Genomic DNA, 18,744 nt, shown 5'->3' with positions numbered 1-18,744 from the left:
CAAATGAAAAATCTAAAACTTTTACCCAATGTTTATAAGAAAATTGGTTGGTTCATTTTCATTCCAGCACTGATTGGTGGAATTATCTATCTAATATTTTATGCTTCAATGGAAAAGGCAATCGAAATTCCATTTATAAAAATCTATAATACGGACGAATTATTTTCAGAAGGAAAACCAGGATGGTTTGTTTATGGAAGCATTGGATTAGATAACATCATTCCACTATTACTAATCATTGGAGGAATTCTCGTTGGTTTTTCCAGAGAAAAACATGAAGATGAATACATCAATAGTTTACGGATAAAATCAATGTTTTGGAGTATTTTTGTAAGTTATTGTATAATCTTTGTTTTGTATTTTTCAATCTTCGGATTCAGTTTTCTCGTGATCATGGGAATTTGTATTTTTTTACCTTTAATATTATATATTTTCAGGTTTCAGTATTTACTTTTCAAAAATAAATAAGGTGAAAAATAAAATTAAAATAGAACGAGCAATTAAAAACATCACGCAAGAAGAACTTGCGAAAATAACGAACGTGACTCGTCAAACAATTAATGCACTGGAATCTGGAAAATATGTTCCCTCCACCGTTTTAGCTCTAAAAATCGCAAAGTATTTTGGCAAAAAAGTAGAAGAAATATTTGAACTTGACGAAGGAGATTAGCATCAGCGGTTGCGCGTTTAGAGTTTAGAATTTGAAATTCCTAAGCCCTAATAACTAACTTCTGCATTTCAACTAACCTCAGCTTCCCATTCCATATAAAACTGGTCTAAAAAACTTAACATAAAATCGTGTCTTTGAGATGCGATTTTGTTTGCGGTTTCGGTATTCATTAAGTCTTTCAGAAGAAGTAGTTTTTCGTAAAAATGATTGATGGTTGTGCCATTGGATTTTTTGTACTCTTCCTTTGACATTCCGAGATTAGGTTTGATATCAGGATGATACATCATGTTATTCTTAAACCCACCAAAATTAAATGTTCTTGCAATTCCGATCGCTCCAATGGCATCCAATCGGTCAGCGTCTTGTACAATCTGTAATTCAATTGGCGGATTCCCAATCGCTTCTCCTCTATTTTTGAAGGAGATATTCTTAATCACCAACAAAACATCATCAATCACCTCATCAGAAACATTCTGGCTCTTCATAAAGTTTTCAGAAATCGTCAAAGCCAAAGCTTCGTCTCCATTGTGAAACTTGGGGTCAGCAATATCATGTAGCAAAGCCGAAAGTTCAATCACTTGCAGATTTCCTCCTTCAGTTTCGGCAATTTTTTTTGAAAGTTTCCAAACTCTTTCTACATGAAACCAATCGTGACCGGCTTCTGCTCCATCCAATTTATCTTTAACAAAATGAATTGTTTGTGATATTATTTTTTCCATTTTTATATTTATAAACCACCCCGTCAAAAATTCTAACGAATTTTCGCCACCCCTCCAGTGGAGGGGAATTTATACCCCCTCTTTCAGTCTTCACTTCAAATCCAACCATTCAAAAAGGGGAAAACTTAAGCCAACCAAATTAATGGAATTTCCCACAAATTCCTATTGTAACTGCGAAAAAAATTAATGTGTCCTACTTCATTTTTCTCAGACTCCGAAACACCTATAACGCGAAATTCAGCCTTCAGATTTGGAAAACTCTCCGCCATCAAAGTATTGATTCCTTTCTCAGTCAGCCAAGCATCGTCCTCAGCTGAAATGACAAGCGTATACTGTTGAAGTAATTTGGAAACATTAACTGTCTTTTCTAACAATGCATTGGTCGATTTTTTATTCAAAATTAAAGTTTTCCAGTCAAAAGCAACCCCCGAAGGAAGGGGTTTTCCGAGACCAAACCAAGGCGCCGGAAAATAACCCAGCAATCGAATACTAAAAGGAAGCGCAAAACCAAACCCAAAAAAAGCTTTGACTTTAGTTTTGAAATTGAGATTTCCGAGATATGCCTTTTGGGTGTTGACAAAAACAAATTTCTCAAAAATCGAAGAATCTTCGTTCATTCCCAAAATTAATGCTCCAACCGAATGTCCTAAACAAAACTTCCGCAGAGAAGGATAACTGACCTTGATGAATTCAGTTACCGTTGCATAATCCACCTAACCCCAAGATCTCATACTCGCATTACAAGATTTCAAATTTTCGGGTTTGGAAGCTCCGATTCCGTAGTAATCATAAGTAATCGCTACAAAACCCCTCTCGGCAAAAAACTTAGCCATTGAGTAATACATATGTTGCCTCACACCAGTTGCAGCATTAATCAACAGGAGCTTCCCTGAAGAATTTTCGGGTTCGAAAATCGTCATCGAAATGCTATGTCCAACACTGGTTTGAAGTCTAATTTCTTTCATGGATAGAAGACAAATTTATCTAAAAAAGAAAGAGAATCTCAAATAATTGAAATTCTCAACATAATATCGAAGATATTTAATTCAAAATTTAAGAAAAATCATTCAAAAACGGGAGTCCCTTTTGAGAACCGGGAGTTTTAGCGACTTTCAAAGAAACTTCGTTGCCAAATTTCACTGCATCATCAATGGAATTTCCATGACAAATTGCAATTGCAAATCCAGAAGTGAAGGCATCTCCCATTCCCATTTGATACAAGGACTGGTCATCATTTTTCTCAGTATATTTCATGGTCGACCCATTGTAATACGTCGTGGAGTTATCTTTATTACGAATCAATAATCTGTTAGGATAATTTTTTAGAATTTCGTCTCTTGGCTCATCACCAAAAACGACATCCAACTCATCACTTTTTGCTACAATAAAAGAAGCATATTCTTTAACTTGTTTTGGAAGTGTCTTGGCTGGAGCAGCATAAATCCCCACCTTTTTGCCATGTTTTTTGGCTAATTCGACCGTATGTTCTACCACTTCCATCGGAATCTCTAACTGCAAAAGAATCAAATCCGCTTGACCAATATATTTTTCTGTAGCATCAATATGCTTTGGTTTAAGATGCGAATTAGCAGCAGGAACAACCACAATGGCATTTTTCCCTTGAGCTGCAGTAACATAAGCTGTTCCAGTAGAGGCATTTTCGGATTCATAAACAAAACCTACATTGACACCTTCGTCCACCAAATGTCTCATAATCTGTTGCCCGAAAGGGTCCATGCCGACACAACCAACAAAATGAACATGTCCTCCTAATCTTGCGGTACCAACAGCTTGATTAGCCCCTTTACCACCAAAAAAACTTTCGTATCTCCGAGCCAAAACCGTCTCGTTTTCACTTGGAATTTTTTCGGTTTCCAACACCAAATCTATGGAAGAACTTCCTACAACAACAATTTTTGGAGACTCTGAACTAAAATTCATATTACTTTCTTATTCTATACTAACAAATGTAAAATAAAAGCACCAATTAAAACATGATTTAACTTTTATTTAACTTAAAGATTTTCTCTTCTAAAAACCATAAACCTTTTTTGGCTTTCCTCGTTTAGACGCTCAAAACCAAACTGTTCATACAATGTATGTGCATCTTTTGTCGCCAACATCATCCCTGAAACCTGACAAATATCCTCATCTTCTAAAATATGTTTCATCAGCATTTTTCCGTAACCTTTCCCTTGCATATTAGGATCGATAAAAACATCCATCAAATAAGAAAAGCGAACAAAATCGGTCAAAACTCTTGCATAACCTATTTGTTGACCATTCAAAAACATTCCAAAATTCAGACTATTATCTACACACTTCTGAATCTTCTCCAAAGTAACGCCTTCGTTCCAATAAGTGGTTGATAAAAATTGATGAATGTATGGCACATCCATATCTTCCTTGTTTTTGGAGAATGTAATGTTCATTTTTTCAATTTGTGAATGTGATAATGAGAAAATTTGAAAATGCAGTTTCTACATTTTCAAATTTCCAAAATTACCGGATTATCTAATTCAAAGTCTTTAACTTCTCCTCCAAAATCGCAATTTTCTCTTGCGCATCTTTTTGTTTTTTACGCTCGTTCTCTACAATTTCAGATTTTGCGTTGGCAACAAATTTTTCGTTGGACAATTTTTTATCAACAGAAATCAAGAACCCTTTAAGATATTTAATCTCTTCCTCCGTCTTTTGCTTTTCTTCGCCTAAATCTAAATTTTCACTCAAAGGAATCGAAACTTCTATAGCACCAACCAAAAATGTAAAGCTTGGTTTGTCCGTCTTTTCTCCAAAATGAATAGTCGAAACATTAGCCAATTTCTTAATCACCGCTTCGTTTTTGAAACCATCCGCATTGGTAAATAATTCCGCTTCTTCTCTTGGCGAAATTCCTTTACTCTGACGGTAATTTCTAACACCTGAAATTAATTCTTTAGCAAATTCAAAGTCCGTTAATTTAGCTGAATCAAAAGATGAAGATTTCATTTGCTGTGCAATAATCAACGCTTCCGAAGGAGTTCTTTCACCCATATGTTGCCATAATTCCTCTGTAAGGAAAGGCATGAAAGGATGAAGCAACTTCATTAATTCTCCAAAGTAAACCATCGTTTGGTTGTAAACTTCTTTTGAAATTCCTTCTCCATATGCTGGTTTCACTGCTTCTAAATACCATGCGCAGAAATCGTCCCAAATTAATTTATAAATTAAATGCAACGCATCCGAAATTCTAAATTTAGAGAATTGGTCTTCAATTTCAGCAATCGTTTTGCTCATTTGGTTTCCGAACCATTCAATCGTTTGAAGTTCGGTTTCTGTCACTGGTTTATCTTCTTTATTCCAAGATTGAGTCAGACGATAGGCGTTCCAAATTTTGGTAGCAAAGTTTCTCCCTTGTAGCATCAAATCTTCATCGAACAACAAATCATTACCTGCTGCAGAACTCAACAAAATCCCAACACGAACAGAGTCTGCTCCGTATTTATCGATTAATTCCAAAGGATCTGGTGAATTACCCAAAGATTTGGACATTTTTCTGCGTTGCTTATCTCTTACAATCCCCGTGAAATAAACATTTTTGAATGGAACTTCTTTACGATATTCCAATCCCGCCATAATCATTCGGGCCACCCAAAAGAAAATAATATCTGGACCAGTTACCAAATCCGAAGTTGGATAGTAATACTGGATGTCTTTATTTTCTGGATCCAATAATCCATCGAAAACCGACATTGGCCACAACCAAGAAGAGAACCAAGTATCAAGCGCGTCTTGGTCTTGTTTCAAGTTGTCGGTTGTTAGTTGTTGGTTGTTGGATTTTTCTTTTGTTAAAACAAGTGCATCTTCGATGTTTTCAGCAACTACAAAATCATCTTCACCTTCGCCATAATAGTACGCTGGAATCTGCTGTCCCCACCATAATTGACGAGAAATATTCCAATCGCGAATGTTCTCCATCCAATGTTTGTAGGTGTTTTTGAACTTTTCAGGATAGAATTTAACTTCATCATCCATTACAACGTCCAAAGCAGGTTTTGCCAGACCTTCCATTTTCAGGAACCATTGTTGAGAAATTTTAGGCTCAATAACCGCACCTGTTCTTTCCGAAGTCCCTACTTTATTCACATAATCTTCCGCTTTCAACAAAAGATTTTTTTCTTCTAATTCTTTTGCAATTTGCTTTCTAACCTCGAAACGGTTTTTACCAGCATAATGCATTCCGTGAGCGTTCAAATTAGCATCATCATCCAAAGAATCAATCATTGGAAGTTGATGTTTTTGACCGATTTCGTAGTCATTGGTATCGTGAGCTGGCGTAATTTTCAAGGCACCAGTTCCGAATTCAATATCAACATATTCGTCTTCGATAATCGGAATCACACGATTAGCTATTGGTACGATTACATTTTTACCTTTCAAATGGGCATAACGCTCATCATTTGGATTAATACAAACCGCAGTATCTCCAAAAATCGTTTCTGGACGTGTTGTTGCCACCGAAAGAAAGTCCTCTGTTCCTTCAATTTTATATTTAAGGAAATAAAGTTTCCCGTTTTGCTCTTTGAAAATTACCTCTTCATCGGAAATATTGGTTTTGGCTTCCGGATCCCAATTAACCATTCGGTAACCACGATAAATCAATCCTTTATTATAAAGATCAACGAAAGATTTAATGACCTGTTGAGACAACTTATCTTCCATCGTGAAACGGGTTCTGTCCCAATCGCATGAACAACCCAAACGCTTCAACTGCTCCAAAATGGTTCCACCATACTTATCAGTCCATTCCCAAGCGTGTTTCAAAAACTCCTCACGAGAAATATCTGATTTTTCGATGCCTTCAGATTTTAATTTGGCTACGACTTTAGCTTCGGTAGCAATAGAAGCATGGTCTGTACCCGGAACCCAACAAGCGTTGTATCCTTGCATCCTTGCACGACGTACCAAAACATCCTGAATGGTGTTGTTCAGCATGTGTCCCATGTGTAAAATCCCCGTCACATTCGGTGGTGGAATTACAATGGTGTAAGGCGGCTTATCATTAGGTTCTGAATGAAAAAATTTGTTCTCTAACCAGTAGTTATACCATTTACCTTCCGTTTCTTGCGGATTATATTTCTCTGAAAGCGACATATCGATTTTTCGTTTAATTCTTAATGCTTGCAAAAATAGGTTAAAGTGTTTAGAATTAAAATTATTTTTTAACTTTGTCTCTTGTTATTAAATTAAAATCCAATTCAATAAAAAATTGTAGAAATGAAAAAATTATTTACTGGTGTTGCTCTTTTAGGTACTTTTGCCTTGGCTTTTTCTCAAACAATTAATTTTGATAAAACGACCATGGATTATGGTACAGTTAAGACTGGTGCAGACGGAAACAGAATTTTTGTTGTAAAAAACACTGGTGACAAACCGTTAATCATCTCTAACGTAAAACCAAGTTGCGGTTGTACAGTGCCAGATTGGAGCAAAGACCCAATTGAACCAGGTAAAACTGCTGAAATCAAAGTTCATTATAACACGAACTCTAACGGAAAATTCACGAAGCAAATTGAAGTATTTTCTAATGACCCGCAAAACGGAAGAACAGTATTAACCATTACTGGAAATGTTGACCCTAATGCGAAAGAAAGAGAATTAACTCCAGAAGAGAAAAAAGCACTTGCTATTAAAACTAAAGAAGAAGAAATTGCAAAAGCTCAAAATGACTTAACAAGTACAACTCAGTTGATTACTGATTCTAAAGAAAAAGTAAAAACTTTGAAGAGCAACCTTAAGACTATGCAAAAAGAATTAAAGGAGCTTAACAAATAAGAATTATTACTAAATCCATAAAACCGCTTCTTAACGAAGTGGTTTTTTTTTGAAAAAAAACAATCTCATGAAAAAAGACATCATAGAAAATTATCGTGTTGACAGTCATCAACATTTTCATCTCAAAGACTTTGATACAGATTATAAAGGGGATCTCGAGAAAGAAATAGGAGAAGGAATCCTAGAAAGCTTAAAAGACGAACTTCGTCACCTACAAGAAAAGCTTTATGCTGACGGTAGCCAATCTTTATTAATCGTTTTACAAGCTATGGATGGCGCTGGTAAAGACTCGTTAATTGAGCACGTCTTTGGCGGAGTCAATCCACAAGGTTGTGAAGTAACGAGCTTTAAGACGCCTAATTCTAACGAATATTCGCACGATTTTCTTTGGCGTCATTATCTAGCTCTTCCAGAAAAGGGTAAAATTGGAATTTTCAATCGAAGCCATTATGAAAGCGTTTTGGTTTGTAAAGTTCATCCAGAATATAATCTGAGCGAAAAAGTATGGAACGACGTTTCTCAATTTGACAAATCCTTTTGGGAAAACCGCTATGAAAGTATTAGAAACTTCGAAAAACACCTTTCACATAACGGAACCCGAATTATTAAAATTTTCCTTAACATTTCACAAGACGAGCAAAAGCAACGTTTTCTTGACCGCATCAATGACCCAGAGAAAAATTGGAAATTTTCGTTCGGAGACCTCAAAGAAAGAGGACTATGGAAGAGTTATATGGAAGCTTATGAGGAAGCCATTAATGAAACTTCAACTAATCACGCTCCTTGGTACGTGCTTCCTGCTGACAAAAAATGGTTTGCTCGTGTTGTCGCCATCCAAATTATCATAGACGCTTTGAAATCTACGGACCTCAAGTTCCCTGAAATGCCCGAAGCTGAAAAAGCAAAATTAGAAGAGGCCAAGAGCCAGTTGATGGAAGAGTAAGATTGAGGCTGAGAGTGAGATTAAGACTAACTGCAACCTATTAACAAATCCCTCTACACCCTAACAAAAAACCACGAGAAAATCTATAAGCCGGATTCTGTGTTCAGAAAAAAAATAAAACTGACGTCTGTTATTTATCTACGCATTTTGTTGCCAAAATGCTTTAGCTGATTACCCCTCGATTTTCGGAACGAGCCGCTCCTATTCCGCCGAGACGAAAACATCGATATACTTATCATTGCTCCACATAGAGTTTACCTGGTTTCACTACAGCCGAACTGTACTTGCTTTCTGTTGCACTTGTCCTCGTATCACTACGGACGGATGTTATCCGCTATGTTGCTCTATGGAGTCCGGACTTTCCTATTCTCATTTTCATGAAAATCAACAGACCGATTTTCTCGTGGATTGCAAAGGTAGTTTTTTTGTTTTAGTTATGAGGTATGGGTTGTGAGTTGTGAGTTTCTGGTTTCCGGTTTATAGTTACTGGTTTATAGTTACTGGTTATTTTTTTCTCTTTTTTCTTTTTTCTTTTTTCTTTTCTCTTTCCTCTTTTCTCTTTCCTCTATTTTCTCCTCTAATCGTTCTATTAAGTCAAATTGCGCCCCGGATTGAACGGCATGTCTGAGCTCTTTTTGTGATTTTTTTAAGAAAAATTACAAAAAAGCGAGTAGTGAAAGCCGGAATTGTGCGCCCAAATTTCTATCTTCGCACTCAAAATTAACACTAGTTGACTTCCAGAGAACAAGAATTTTCGCAATTGATCAAAGATAATCAAGGCCTGATTATCAAGGTTTCGCGGATGTATACCAATACTTTGGAGGACGAACAAGACTTATTTCAGGAAATTGTGTTACAACTATGGAGAAGTTACGACTCATTCAAAGGTGAGAGTAAGATTTCGACCTGGATGTATCGTGTAGCACTTAATACTGCAATTACTATCTTCAGAAAGAAAACTAAATCTCCAAAAACAGACGAAATCATGGAGTTCCATTATAGTGATAAAATGGAACCTGATGATGAGAAAGAACAGCAAATTGCCCTACTCTACAAGGTCATCAAATTATTACCCAAAATAGAACGTGCCATTGTTATGATGTATCTGGACGATTTGCCTTACAGAGAAATCTCGGAAAACCTTGGGATTACTGAGGTTAACGCTAGAGTGAAAATGAATCGACTGAAAAAAACGTTAAAAGAATTAATGGAAAAACATGCCTGATTTTGACCTAGATAATCTAAAGAAAGCATGGCAAGAACAGCCTGTCGATAATCGATATGACCAGTCTGAAATTGTCAATATGCTCAACCAAAAGTCACGTAATTATGTGAAGTATATCTTTTGGATTAGTGCGGTGGAATTTCTGTTCTTCCTCTCGTTGACGATTTTCTATGTTTTTAGTTCGCAAGAAAGCAACAGCTTCCTCAATATTTTGGAACGTTTGGGCGTGAAAATCAATAACGGAATTGTCGCTAATCTAGAGCATCTATATTTTGGAACCAAAGTAATTAGCTTGCTAGTGACAGGCTTCTTTGTATATCTTTTCTATCAAAATTATCGAAAAATTAAGATTGAATCTACCTTAAAGACTTTCATTCTGCAAATCATTAGATTCAAAAAGACGGTTAATCTTTTTATCCTGACCAATGTCTTATTAATAGTAGCTTTTACGATTGCGCATTTGGTTTTTCTTTTGAATACCATTTCTAGTCAAAACTTGGATTTAGACCAAAGTGTATTGACTGGAGTTATTGCTGGTTTTGTTATCAGTCTGTTGCTGTGTCTAGTCCTTGTTTGGGTCTATTATCGAGTGGTATATGGAATTATTATGAGTCATCTTTCTAAAAATCTGAAGCAATTAGAGGATATCGAAAAACAAGAAAATCGGGACTTTTAGGTCACCGATTTTTTTATTCTTTATAAGTAAATTCTATTTTTATAATTCCTTTCTCAGTCTCGCCACAGGAATATTAAGTTGCTCCCGGTATTTTGCAATAGTACGACGTGCAATATTGTACCCTTTGTCTTTCAAAATTTTTACCAAAGCATCATCAGTATAAGGTTTTCTCTTGTTCTCCTTATCAATAGCTTCTTGCAAATGGGTTTTGATTTCTTTAGTAGAAACCTCCTCTCCTTCCGTATTGGTCAATGAATCTGAAAATAAATCCTTAAGATAAACAATTCCATTAGGCGTATCTGCATACTTGCTCTTAACCACTCTTGAAATCGTAGAAATATCAAATCCTGTAATATCGGCAACATCCTTGAGAATCATCGGTTTCAATGACTTGTCATCTCCAGTCAAGAAATAATCTTTCTGAAGCTGAACAATCGCAGAAATGGTCTGCATCAAAGTATTCTGTCGCTGATTGATGGCGTCAATATACCATTTTGCGGCATCTAACTTTTGTTTAATAAATAATGCAGCTTGTTTGTGCTCTTTCGATTCTTTGTCATGCGAATAAGTACTCAAAATGTCTTTGTACTCATCAGACACTCTTAATGTAGGAGCATTTCTGCTATTGAGCATAGGAATTACCTCCGCTCCTTTTTTACCATTTTCAATGATTTTAATGGTAAAATCAGGAATAATCTCTTGATTAATAGTGATAGTCTGCGTATCGAAGTTACCGCCTACTTTTGGAGAAAGTTTGGAAATCTCATCCAAAGCATCCTTCAAATCATCTTCTTCGATATCGTACTTGTGAATAATCTTATTGTAATGCTTGTTGGTAAGAGCTTCAAATTGGTTTCTCAAAATATCAGCTGCCAAAGAAATAGCTTTATTACCACTTACTTTTTTCTCAATCTGAAGCAACAGACATTCTTGTAGACTTCTTGCTCCAACACCAGAGGGATCCAATTTTTGGACATAATTTTCCAAAATATATTCGACTCTTTCTTGTGTGGTATAGATCGCCTGAGAAAATGCAAGATCATCCACTAAAGATTTCACTTCTCTGCGCAAATAGCCATCATTATCCAAATTACCAATAATGTATTCTGCAATTTTGAGGTCTTCTCCATCTACATTAGCTAAATGAATCTGCTCTATTAAATAATCGTAAAGCGACTGACCTTCTGTTAATAATGACTGATTATCAAACTCTTCATCATCTGCAGAATAGTTACTAGAGGCTGTTTTATAGCTTGGTTCGTCATCATAAAGATACTCATCCACATCAAAATCGGTTTCGATGCTTTCTGAGTCATTGCCATAATCATCTTCTAGTTCCTCATATTTTTCCTCTGGTGAGTCCTCTGCCCTTTCTAGCGCAGGATTTTCCTCTAATTCTCGCTCCAACTCTTCTTCAAATTCCATTGTATGAAGCTGAATCAACTTCATCAACTGAATTTGTTGAGGAGCCAGTTTTTGACCGAGTTTAAGTTGAAGATTCTGTTTGAGCATGCTTTCTATATTACTTTGTCACGAAATTACTAAATTTCTTTTAAATCGAAATAAAATTGCATGCTTTTTGCTTCCGAAAGTTCCCCTAATGAAAAACCTCCCAAGACTTTGGGAGGTTTATATATAATTTAATTTCGTAAAGTTCGAGATTCTCTAGTCTATCTCAAAAATAAATTTGACTATACTTTTTTGATTATCTTTAAATTCAGAAAAAACAAAAAAACCAAATGTTATTGATAGGACTATTCTACCTGCTGCCGTTTATCTTGATTTTCAATTATTTCGGCAAACTTGCATCTCGACATCAACGAAGCAGCGTTCTTCCAATATTTTTTGCATTAGTAATATACTTCTTGAGTCAAATCATAGCACAAAATATTTGGAGCTTTGTAGCCATACAAAGTGCAGTTTCAGAGAAAATTGCTGTTAACTCAATTAAGGAAAACTACTTCGTAATCAATTTAACAGCAACCTTCATTGCTTCTTTTATAACTTTTCGCTATTACAGATATCTCGAATTAAAATTTTCTGAAACGAATTAAAATTCAGCGTTCTTAGGGGTACGAGGAAAAGGAATTACGTCTCTAATATTGGTCATACCTGTTACGAAAAGCACCAATCTTTCTAAACCTAATCCAAATCCAGCATGTGGCACAGACCCGAATTTTCTCGTATCGAGATACCACCACAACTCGTGCTCATCAACGTGCATTTCCTGCATTTTTGATTTCAAAACATCCAAACGATCTTCACGCTGAGAACCTCCAATAATTTCTCCAATTCCAGGGAAAAGCACATCCATTGCAGCAACAGTTTTACCATCTTCATTGAGTCTCATGTAGAAAGCTTTGATATCTTTTGGATAATCAAACAAAACTACTGGTGATTCGAAATGTTTTTCAACTAAATATCTTTCGTGCTCGGATTGCAAATCGGTTCCCCAATGTTCTACAGGAAATTGGAATTTACCTTTTTTATTCTCTTTGGAGTTCATCAAAATTTCGATGGCCTCTGTATAAGAAACCCTCATAAAACGCTTCTTGATAACATTCTCTAACTTCTCGATTAATCCTTCTTTAGCTCTATCTTTTTCTGGTTTACCCTTTTGTTCCTCCGCAAAACGCTTATCCAAAAACTCTAAATCATCTTTACAGTTTTGTAAAACGTAAGCAATGACGTACTTCAAGAAGTCTTCTGCCAAATCTATATTATCTTCCAAATTATTGAAAGCTACTTCTGGCTCTACCATCCAAAACTCAGCAAGGTGACGTGTCGTGTTAGAGTTTTCTGCACGGAAAGTTGGTCCAAAAGTATATACTCTACCCAATCCCATTGCGGCAGTTTCAGCTTCTAACTGTCCTGAAACGGTCAAATTGGTTTTCTTTCCAAAAAAATCTTCAGAAAAATCGATTTCTCCATCTTCCGTTCTTGGGATATTATTAAGGTCAAAACTTGTCACCCCAAACATCTCTCCTGCTCCTTCTGCATCAGCACCTGTAATAATCGGCGTGTTGATATAGAAAAATTGGTTTTGGTTAAAATATTGATGAATAGCAAAACTCACCGCGCTTCTCACTCTCGAAACCGCACCAAAAAGGTTGGTTCTGAAACGCAAATGTGCCTGATCTCTTAATGTTTCTAAAGAGTGCTTTTTGGGTTGCAAAATAGTTTTGTCTCTTTCTTCTGTGAAGTTATCTCCCAAAATCGTGATCTTCTTAGCAATAATCTCCATTGTCTGACCTGCTCCTTGACTTTCCACCACTTCTCCAACAATCTTCAAAGAGGATGCAGTCGTAATTTTTTTAATGGTTTCTTCATCAAAATTTTCGAAGTCCACCACAATTTGCAAATTATTGATGGTAGAACCATCGTTAAGTGCGATAAAGCGATTAGAACGGAATGCTCTCACCCAACCTCTTACTGTAATATCATGATGAAGTACTTTCTTGTAATCTTGTAGAATGTCTTTAATTGTTTTCTTTTCCATTTTCAAAAATTAGTGGAGGCAAATTTACAAAAAACGACGCAATTTTTAGGGATAAAGGTGTGAGGATTAATCGATAAATCCAAATTTAGAACCTTTCAAAAAGCATCAACTATTAAAAACAATAATGACCTCCATTGAAGAGGCCATTTTTTATTGAAATATATTATTCGTCTTTTGGAGTATTAATGAGAAAGACATCTAACAAACCTTCAGGAAGTTCCATTTTGATAAATTTTTCGTCTCGATCGACTTCCAAAATCCAATCTTTAATGATGGGAATAATAATATTAGTTTCGCCCAAAACAAGATTAAAATGAGGCTGAACCGACTGATCGTTAATCGATTTGATGATTCCGCATTTTTTATTTTCTTGATCTATTATTTCGAAACCAATAACTTCATGGTAATAGAACTGTTTCCCCGTCAATGGAGGCAGCGTCGAAAGTGGTAAGTAAACTTCCTTTCCAATGGTCTGCTCAATTTGATTTTCTGAGGCATTTTTGAAGGTAATAATCTTGGAATCTGTCTTAAACCAGGATTGCTTTTCTACAAAAAAAGGAACCAACAATCCATTAATTTCCACGAAGACTGAACCCAACTTATTGTAAAGTTCGGGTTGATCTGTGTCCAACTTCATGACCACATTTCCTTGAAAACCGTGTCTTTTGGTTATTCTTCCCAAGAAATAACAATCTTTCTTATTCATTTTCTTTCAATTTTGATTAAACGCCCTTGTAATTTGATATCAAAGTTATCAATTGTCATCCTAAATTTAGAAGCGATAATGAGGGGACCTCAAGATACTTCCTTCGTCAGCATGACAACAAATTTCTCTATAACTTAACCCTTTCTTGAAAATAAGAGAGGCGCGATAAATCGCACCTCTACAAATATAATTCTTTTTCTAAAGCTAATAATTAAGCTTCAGTTCTTTCTTCTGTTTCAGCAGCAGGAGTTTCTTCAGTTGCTTCAGCAACAACTTCTTCTGTTACTTCTTCTACAGGAGCATTAGCAGCTTCTTCAGCAGCTTTAGCTTCTGCTTCAGCTTGTGCAGCAGCAGCGATTCTTGCTTCGTTAACTTTAGCTTCAGCTTCTAAAGCAGCTTTTTTAGCATCAGCCATTGATTTTGCTAATCCATCTTTCTTAGCATCTACAGAAGCTTCTTTTTGCTCTAACCAAGCATTGAATCTTTTGTCTGCTTCAGCTTGATCGAAAGCTCCTTTAGCAACACCACCTTGTAAATGCTTTTTCAACAAAGCTCCTTTGTAAGAAAGAATTGCTCTTGCGGTATCAGTTGGTTGCGCTCCTTTGTTTAACCAAGAAACAGCACCATCTACATCCAATTCGATGGTTGCAGGATTAGTAATAGGATTATAGACCCCTAATTTCTCGATGAATCTACCATCTCTTCTTGATCTTGAATCGGCAACTACGATGTGAAAGAAAGGTTTTCCTTTTTTTCCGTGTCTTTGTAATCTGATTTTTACTGACATAAAATTTGAATTTTGTTGGGATCTCGTCCCTGTTAATTATTTTGAGTGTGCAAAGATATGAAAAACTTTTAATGTAACAATATTTCAATATAGCAAAATATCAATGTAGCAGTGTAACAATTATGGAATTGGATGCTTGATTGTTACATTGGTAAACTTCTATATTGTTACATTAATCAATTCTTCCCATATAGAAAAGGCCGTAGCATTTTTGATTTTCTTCTAATCCTAAAAAAGACCCCAAATGATCCTTCATGCCTGGAGTTGACCAATAACAACCTACTTTATTAACTGTACAAGTAAGATACATGTTTTGCACCGCCATCGCTGTTGCGGCAATCTCTTCCCATTCTGGAACCAATCCAGAAAAATTAACACAAATCGCAACAACTGTATCTGCTTTTTCTATTTTGGAAGGAATGTCGAGATACTTTTTCTCCAAGAAAGTTTGCTCAGAGGTTGTCTCTTTATAAATTTTTGCCAAGACATTTCCTAAAGCAGATTTATCTTCTTTTCGGAAAACCTTCAATAACCAAGGCTTCGTTCGCTTGTGATTGGGTGCAAACTGAGCAGAATTCAAAATCTCCTCCAAAAGTTGATTCGGAATTTCTTGACCTGTATAATCTTTTGGGAAAATACTTTTTCGACTTTCTATAATTTGTTTAAGAACTTCAGGTTGATTCATATTTGATTGTAATTTGCTATCGAATAGCATTATGATTTTATATTATTTTTAAAATTTTTTGGTAAATGTTATTTAGGATAAACTCATCTCCCACATTTTTACCCTTCATTACGCTTCCCATCGGACTTTCCTCGGAAATCGCATAAAACCGATCTCCTTCAAAAAAGAATTCACCAAAAGGAACTGAAATGTAAAATCTCGCTTTATTGGTAATTACGACAGAACCCAACTGAATATGCTCTGTGGGCGAGTATAAGACCCTTTTCATTTTGTCTTGCATTCCCACGAGATAATGCATCTGCTTATCCAAATGATAAATCTCCTCTTGCAATTCCTCTCGAAAGGAGTCGTATTTGGGCGTTTTCTTGATATCCTTGCTGGCTTCAAAGGTAAAATTGCGATAGAACTCCAACGTCTTCACCTTACCTGCAATCTCATCCATTACAAAGGCTCTAATTTTTGCTTTATCGTAATCTACAAGCTCCATTCTTCAAAATTTATACTAAAATAACGATTTATTTACAACAGTCATTCAACAAAAAAACTCTTCCAAAAACTGAAAGAGTATTTTTAAACTATAATATCTTCAGATTTTATTTCCCTTCACAGATTTTTTTCAAACTTGCTAATCCCTCACCATAAGACTTATCCATGGCACCATCCATAAAGATCGTCATCAGATTTTTTGGATATTCCATATTAGCATCCAGTGTCCAAGTTACTTTAGTACCACTTCCTTCTTTGGTCAAAATAATTTCTGAATAAGAAGTATCTTCAAAAGGCCTTTTAAAATCCATTTTGGTCTTTTGTTTTTGATTAGGAACAAGTTCTACAATCGTTTGACAACCAGCTCCAGCATTATCATTTGTACTATCCCAGCAATATTGGTCTCCAATCTGACCTTGAGTCCCAGAATATTCAACTTTCATATTGGGATCCAATTTCATCCAAGGATTCCATTGATTAAAAGCTTTGGTCGAACTAATTTGTTGATATACTTTTTCGGCAGGAGCGTTAATCACGATTGATCTTTCGAAATGGTACTTTTCCCCAATAACAAACATCATAATCACGATAAGGCCAATGATAGCCAAAAGAGCGTAGAGTATTTTTTTCATAAATAGGTTTTAAACCCCCAAATATAAAAATAAAAACCAACCCAGTCGAGGGTTGGTTCTTGAGAAAGTTATTCGAAAATTTTAATCATCCGAATTGACGATATTATTAACTTTATCTTTGATTTCATGAGCTGTATGTTGAATTTTTTTCAGCTTGAAAGAAAGATAAACTGCATAAATTCCTGAAAAAAGAAAAGCCAGACCAGTCCATATGATGATTGACATTCCAGAGAAGACGGGATTCCAAATTAACAAAAACGAAAACAAGGATCCCATAATACCAAATGCCAGTAGATTCCCCCAATCCATTACTCCACTATCTTTGAGATCATAAGCGTAACCAATTGCGCTTAAAGATTGAAACATCAGCGTAAATCCAACATAGAAAGGTAATGTCCCCATTGATACTTCGGGATCTCTTACCAGTAAAATCCCAACCGCTAAAGTCAAAATTCCAATAACGAGACTCCATCCCCAGTTCTTCATATCCCGATTAGACAATGCAAAGCTAATTTGCATAATTCCGGACACTAAAAAAGACACGCTAAATACAATCGAAAGAGCCAAATACGACTCCAAAGGCGACATAAAAGTCCAAATGCTGACGCCAATCATGATCAATCCTACAATTAGTGGAACATACCAGTACTTCACAGACTTCCTGACTGCTCCCAAGACAGTGTTACTCATAACTATTAGTTTTTTTTTGTTTTTGCTTACTCTAAAAAGTTTTCAGCTACCCTTGTATTTGAACATCCATCAATCTAACTCGAAATTGCACTATAAATTGACAATCTTAAAAAAGAGGGATGAAAATTCTGAATGGTTATTGTATCAAAGTTACAAATTTTTAGCAACCAATAAATTAATTTTAAAAATATTTTTAAAAAACTACTAATACATGAAATTAATTCTGGGTATCCTTTTAGTTATGAATGCATGATCCTCTCTTCTTCCAAATCGATTAAATGCTGATGCCTGCGGATAATATCTTCGTTGAGTTCGGTGTCTTTATTTCGTTCTATCAAGAAAGCTCTCTGCAACTCAAGGAACTTAATGTAGTTCATTTTTTGCTCATGGGTGAAATGCTGGTTTTCTGGATTATTCAATTTTTCTTCCCATCGTTCAATCGTAGTTCGAAGAAAGGTATTCGCCTCCATTTCTTCAGCAAAATGTTCACGTGCTTTCTGTACACTATAGGTTGAGAGTTCAATTCTTATCCTTTTATGTACCTCTTCATCCGAAATATCCAGAGAATTAATAAAACCAATCTTACGTATCATAATTGGGAGTGTCAACCCTTGTAAAATGAGCGTCAATAAGATGACTACGAAAGTGATAAACAAAATTAAATTTCGATACGGAAAAGGTGAACCATCGGCTAAAGTCACGGGTATTGCTAAAGCCGCTGCCAACGAAACTACCCCTCTCATTCCTGTCCAACCCAAAACTATTGGCAACCTCCAATTTTTTCTAAAACTAAAATCACTTCCAATCGCCTGTCTTCGGAAAATTAAAGTAGAAAACAAGGCAATATACGATGAAACGATTCTAACCAAAATTAAAGTCGCCGTCACCAAAAGACTGTATTGTACTGCGGTCCAAAATGGAATTCCTTCTTCACGAATCCCTTCCAAGACCTCGGGCATACCCAAACCAATAATCATGAAGACCAAACCATTGAGCACGTACACGAAACTTTCCCAAACATTATGACCCGCAATTCGACTGGAAGCATTCAAATAATGAAAGCGTTTGCTCGACATATACAATCCACCAAAAACGACAGCCAAAACACCAGAGCTATGAACTTGTTCTGCAGCCCAGTACAAGAGATATGGAACAATGAGGGAGAGGACAATATCCGATTCCGCGTCGGTTGGTAATATTTTATTAATTTTT

Annotated in this window: 21 protein-coding genes and 1 other RNA gene; 6 read left to right on the top strand and 16 right to left on the bottom strand. The window is 35.8% G+C overall.

From position 1 onward, the window contains the following. A partial coding sequence (locus AC4AGG_RS11320) for a hypothetical protein (RefSeq protein ID WP_489772112.1) occupies positions 1-468 on the top strand: 468 nt, incomplete at its 5' end. 1 nt (position 469) lies between these two features. Continuing rightward, entirely contained in the window at positions 470-670 is a 201-nt protein-coding gene (locus AC4AGG_RS11315; RefSeq protein ID WP_489772111.1) for a helix-turn-helix transcriptional regulator, read from the top strand. 68 nt (positions 671-738) lie between these two features. Here the strand turns inward: AC4AGG_RS11315 and AC4AGG_RS11310 are convergent, their stop codons facing one another. The 6 genes from AC4AGG_RS11310 to AC4AGG_RS11285 all read right to left on the bottom strand — a co-directional run bounded on the left by AC4AGG_RS11310 (position 739) and on the right by AC4AGG_RS11285 (position 6,522). Continuing rightward, on the bottom strand, positions 739-1,389 hold the full coding sequence (locus AC4AGG_RS11310) for an HD domain-containing protein (protein ID WP_489772110.1): 651 nt from the start codon (positions 1,387-1,389) through the stop codon (positions 739-741). A 125-nt stretch (positions 1,390-1,514) separates the two neighbouring features. Beyond that, positions 1,515-2,102 (bottom strand): hypothetical protein, encoded by a 588-nt coding sequence (locus AC4AGG_RS11305; RefSeq protein WP_489772109.1) that lies wholly within the window; start codon positions 2,100-2,102, stop codon positions 1,515-1,517. Then, positions 2,103-2,354, bottom strand: a complete 252-nt coding sequence (locus tag AC4AGG_RS11300) for a hypothetical protein (RefSeq protein ID WP_489772108.1) — start codon at positions 2,352-2,354, stop codon at positions 2,103-2,105. It abuts the gene before it with no gap. Positions 2,355-2,442: 88 nt separating this feature from the next. Then, entirely contained in the window at positions 2,443-3,330 is an 888-nt protein-coding gene (locus tag AC4AGG_RS11295; RefSeq protein WP_489772107.1) for a ribokinase, read from the bottom strand. 74 nt (positions 3,331-3,404) lie between these two features. After that, entirely contained in the window at positions 3,405-3,821 is a 417-nt protein-coding gene (locus AC4AGG_RS11290) for a GNAT family N-acetyltransferase (protein WP_489772106.1), read from the bottom strand. An 82-nt stretch (positions 3,822-3,903) separates the two neighbouring features. Continuing rightward, positions 3,904-6,522, bottom strand: coding sequence for a valine--tRNA ligase (locus AC4AGG_RS11285; RefSeq protein WP_489772105.1), 2,619 nt, complete (start codon positions 6,520-6,522; stop codon positions 3,904-3,906). Positions 6,523-6,645: 123 nt separating this feature from the next. Here AC4AGG_RS11285 and AC4AGG_RS11280 point away from each other — a divergent pair, with 123 nt between their 5' ends. Together AC4AGG_RS11280 and AC4AGG_RS11275 are read left to right on the top strand one after the other, a co-directional pair. Further along, complete coding sequence (locus tag AC4AGG_RS11280; protein WP_489772104.1) at positions 6,646-7,203, top strand: DUF1573 domain-containing protein; 558 nt, start codon at positions 6,646-6,648, stop codon at positions 7,201-7,203. 67 nt (positions 7,204-7,270) lie between these two features. Further along, positions 7,271-8,146 carry a polyphosphate kinase 2 family protein gene (locus AC4AGG_RS11275; protein ID WP_489772103.1) on the top strand — a complete coding sequence of 292 codons (876 nt, stop codon included), beginning with the start codon at positions 7,271-7,273 and terminating at the stop codon, positions 8,144-8,146. A 70-nt stretch (positions 8,147-8,216) separates the two neighbouring features. Here the strand turns inward: AC4AGG_RS11275 and rnpB are convergent. Then, an RNA gene (gene rnpB / locus AC4AGG_RS11270) (RNase P RNA component class A) lies at positions 8,217-8,550 on the bottom strand. Positions 8,551-8,876: 326 nt separating this feature from the next. Between rnpB and AC4AGG_RS11265 the strand changes: the two genes are divergently transcribed. Both AC4AGG_RS11265 and AC4AGG_RS11260 read left to right on the top strand, forming a co-directional pair. Next, a complete protein-coding gene (locus tag AC4AGG_RS11265) occupies positions 8,877-9,371 on the top strand; it encodes an RNA polymerase sigma factor (RefSeq protein ID WP_489772102.1) in 495 nt (164 codons plus the stop codon). Continuing rightward, positions 9,364-10,047: a DUF8845 family protein gene (locus AC4AGG_RS11260; protein ID WP_489772101.1), complete on the top strand. Its 684-nt coding sequence runs from the start codon at positions 9,364-9,366 to the stop codon at positions 10,045-10,047. The genes AC4AGG_RS11265 and AC4AGG_RS11260 overlap by 8 nt, the downstream gene beginning before the upstream one ends. A gap of 39 nt (positions 10,048-10,086) precedes the next feature. Here the strand turns inward: AC4AGG_RS11260 and rpoN are convergent, their stop codons facing one another. The 9 genes from rpoN to AC4AGG_RS11215 all read right to left on the bottom strand — a co-directional run. Beyond that, positions 10,087-11,559 carry an RNA polymerase factor sigma-54 gene (rpoN, locus tag AC4AGG_RS11255; protein WP_489772100.1) on the bottom strand — a complete coding sequence of 491 codons (1,473 nt, stop codon included), beginning with the start codon at positions 11,557-11,559 and terminating at the stop codon, positions 10,087-10,089. Between the two features lie 538 nt (positions 11,560-12,097). Then, the gene (gene asnS, locus AC4AGG_RS11250; RefSeq protein ID WP_489772099.1) at positions 12,098-13,546 is read right to left on the bottom strand and encodes an asparagine--tRNA ligase; all 1,449 of its coding nucleotides are present in this window, start codon (positions 13,544-13,546) and stop codon (positions 12,098-12,100) included. A 163-nt stretch (positions 13,547-13,709) separates the two neighbouring features. Further along, positions 13,710-14,252, bottom strand: a complete 543-nt coding sequence (gene rimM / locus AC4AGG_RS11245) for a ribosome maturation factor RimM (protein WP_489772098.1) — start codon at positions 14,250-14,252, stop codon at positions 13,710-13,712. A gap of 211 nt (positions 14,253-14,463) precedes the next feature. Then, positions 14,464-15,039: a 30S ribosomal protein S16 gene (locus tag AC4AGG_RS11240; RefSeq protein WP_489772097.1), complete on the bottom strand. Its 576-nt coding sequence runs from the start codon at positions 15,037-15,039 to the stop codon at positions 14,464-14,466. A gap of 172 nt (positions 15,040-15,211) precedes the next feature. Then, the gene (locus AC4AGG_RS11235) at positions 15,212-15,724 is read right to left on the bottom strand and encodes a nitroreductase family protein (RefSeq protein WP_489772096.1); all 513 of its coding nucleotides are present in this window, start codon (positions 15,722-15,724) and stop codon (positions 15,212-15,214) included. Positions 15,725-15,761: 37 nt separating this feature from the next. Continuing rightward, positions 15,762-16,211, bottom strand: a complete 450-nt coding sequence (locus AC4AGG_RS11230) for a hypothetical protein (RefSeq protein WP_489772095.1) — start codon at positions 16,209-16,211, stop codon at positions 15,762-15,764. 106 nt (positions 16,212-16,317) lie between these two features. Further along, positions 16,318-16,842 carry an SRPBCC family protein gene (locus AC4AGG_RS11225; protein WP_489772094.1) on the bottom strand — a complete coding sequence of 175 codons (525 nt, stop codon included), beginning with the start codon at positions 16,840-16,842 and terminating at the stop codon, positions 16,318-16,320. Between the two features lie 81 nt (positions 16,843-16,923). Then, a complete protein-coding gene (locus AC4AGG_RS11220) occupies positions 16,924-17,532 on the bottom strand; it encodes an HdeD family acid-resistance protein (RefSeq protein WP_489772093.1) in 609 nt (202 codons plus the stop codon). A gap of 239 nt (positions 17,533-17,771) precedes the next feature. After that, a partial coding sequence (locus AC4AGG_RS11215) for a cation:proton antiporter (protein ID WP_489772092.1) occupies positions 17,772-18,744 on the bottom strand: 973 nt, incomplete at its 5' end.

The sequence above is a fragment of the Chryseobacterium sp. CG10_8 genome, from assembly GCF_058117085.1.
Note: the sequence above shows the minus strand (reverse complement) of the source record. Positions and strands in the feature narration are given on the sequence as shown.

Bases quoted from the DNA above. Each gene is read 5' to 3' on its own strand.
- AC4AGG_RS11285 (WP_489772105.1), bottom strand. From the start codon at position 6,522: ATGTCGCTTTCAGAGAAATATAATCCGCAAGAAACGGAAGGTAAATGG.
- AC4AGG_RS11225 (WP_489772094.1), bottom strand. From the start codon at position 16,842: ATGAAAAAAATACTCTACGCTCTTTTGGCTATCATTGGCCTTATCGTG.
- AC4AGG_RS11310 (WP_489772110.1), bottom strand. From the start codon at position 1,389: ATGGAAAAAATAATATCACAAACAATTCATTTTGTTAAAGATAAATTG.
- AC4AGG_RS11300 (WP_489772108.1), bottom strand. From the start codon at position 2,354: ATGAAAGAAATTAGACTTCAAACCAGTGTTGGACATAGCATTTCGATG.
- rimM (WP_489772098.1), bottom strand. From the start codon at position 14,252: ATGAATAAGAAAGATTGTTATTTCTTGGGAAGAATAACCAAAAGACAC.
- AC4AGG_RS11295 (WP_489772107.1), bottom strand. From the start codon at position 3,330: ATGAATTTTAGTTCAGAGTCTCCAAAAATTGTTGTTGTAGGAAGTTCT.
- AC4AGG_RS11275 (WP_489772103.1), top strand. From the start codon at position 7,271: ATGAAAAAAGACATCATAGAAAATTATCGTGTTGACAGTCATCAACAT.
- AC4AGG_RS11240 (WP_489772097.1), bottom strand. From the start codon at position 15,039: ATGTCAGTAAAAATCAGATTACAAAGACACGGAAAAAAAGGAAAACCT.
- AC4AGG_RS11260 (WP_489772101.1), top strand. From the start codon at position 9,364: ATGCCTGATTTTGACCTAGATAATCTAAAGAAAGCATGGCAAGAACAG.
- AC4AGG_RS11230 (WP_489772095.1), bottom strand. From the start codon at position 16,211: ATGGAGCTTGTAGATTACGATAAAGCAAAAATTAGAGCCTTTGTAATG.
- AC4AGG_RS11235 (WP_489772096.1), bottom strand. From the start codon at position 15,724: ATGAATCAACCTGAAGTTCTTAAACAAATTATAGAAAGTCGAAAAAGT.
- asnS (WP_489772099.1), bottom strand. From the start codon at position 13,546: ATGGAAAAGAAAACAATTAAAGACATTCTACAAGATTACAAGAAAGTA.
- rpoN (WP_489772100.1), bottom strand. From the start codon at position 11,559: ATGCTCAAACAGAATCTTCAACTTAAACTCGGTCAAAAACTGGCTCCT.
- AC4AGG_RS11280 (WP_489772104.1), top strand. From the start codon at position 6,646: ATGAAAAAATTATTTACTGGTGTTGCTCTTTTAGGTACTTTTGCCTTG.
- AC4AGG_RS11290 (WP_489772106.1), bottom strand. From the start codon at position 3,821: ATGAACATTACATTCTCCAAAAACAAGGAAGATATGGATGTGCCATAC.
- AC4AGG_RS11220 (WP_489772093.1), bottom strand. From the start codon at position 17,532: ATGAGTAACACTGTCTTGGGAGCAGTCAGGAAGTCTGTGAAGTACTGG.